Annotated in this window: 2 protein-coding genes; both read left to right on the top strand. The window is 44.7% G+C overall.

Translation table 11 applies throughout. The features are described 5' to 3' along the window. The first annotated feature begins 58 nt into the window (after positions 1–58). On the top strand, positions 59–550 hold the full coding sequence (gene ilvN / locus B7X71_RS17075; protein WP_015420909.1) for an acetolactate synthase small subunit: 492 nt from the start codon (positions 59–61) through the stop codon (positions 548–550). Positions 551–602: 52 nt separating this feature from the next. Next, on the top strand, positions 603–1,321 hold a 719-nt coding region (gene ilvC / locus B7X71_RS17070; protein WP_293601619.1), incomplete at its 3' end, for a ketol-acid reductoisomerase.

The raw sequence follows: 1,321 nt of genomic DNA, 5'->3' as shown, positions 1-1,321 counted from the left end.
CAATGGTTCAAGCGGGTAAGGGTATTACTGAAATGCTTTTGGGTAGCGAGGATCTCTAATGCGACATATTATTTCTGTATTGATAGAGAACGAACCAGGCGCATTGTCCCGAGTTGTTGGCTTGTTCTCTGCACGTGGCTACAACATTGAAACCTTAAGTGTTGCACCTACTGAAGATCCCTCACTTTCTCGTATGACGATAGTCACGATTGGCTCTGAGGATGTGATTGAGCAAATTACAAAACACTTAAATCGCTTGGTTGAAGTGGTGAAGGTATTTGATTTGACTGAAGGCCCTCATATCGAGCGTGAGTTGATGATGATTAAAGTTCGCGCGGTAGGTAAGGAGCGTGAAGAGTTGAAGCGTACAACGGATATCTTCCGTGGTCGCATCATTGATGTGACTGATAAGAGCTACACCATTGAATTGACTGGTGATGGCGCTAAATTGGATGCCTTTATTGATTCGATTGATCGTGCATCAATTCTGGAAACTGTCCGTTCGGGTGGTTCTGGTATTGGGCGCGGTGAACGCATTCTCAAGGTTTAATTTTTTTTAACTGATTACTGAATTAACTACATTTTCAATACAAGGAAAGAGCATGAAAGTTTTTTACGATAAAGACGCTGATTTGTCCCTCATTAAAGGCAAAAAAGTCACCATCATTGGTTACGGTTCACAGGGCCACGCACATGCTTTGAATCTCAAAGATTCAGGTTGCAACGTGACTGTTGGTTTACGTAAAGACGGTGCTTCTTGGAGCAAAGCTGCGAATGCTGGCTTGACAGTTAAAGAGGTTGGCGAAGCTGTTAAAGATGCAGATGTAGTCATGATGCTCTTGCCTGATGAGCAAATCGCTGAGGTGTACAACAAAGAAGTGCATCCAAATATTAAGCAAGGCGCTGCATTGGCATTCGCTCACGGCTTTAACGTTCACTACGGTCAAGTTCAGCCACGTGCCGACTTGGACGTCATCATGATTGCCCCTAAAGCACCAGGCCACACTGTTCGCGGAACTTATGCTCAAGGTGGCGGTGTTCCACATTTGATCGCTGTATACCAAGATAAATCTGGCTCTGCTCGTGATGTTGCTTTGTCATATGCAACAGCAAACGGTGGTGGTCGTGCCGGCATTATTGAAACAAACTTCCGTGAAGAAACTGAAACTGACTTGTTCGGTGAGCAGGCTGTTCTTTGTGGTGGCGCAGTCGAGTTGATTAAAGCTGGTTTTGAAACTTTGGTTGAGGCTGGTTACGCTCCTGAAATGGCTTACTTCGAGTGCTTGCATGAACTCAAGTTGATTGTTGACTTGATCTACGA

This window comes from Polynucleobacter sp. 39-46-10, from assembly GCF_002282275.1.
The sequence above is the reverse complement of the archived record's forward strand: the minus strand, read 5'-3'. Positions and strand labels throughout refer to the sequence as shown.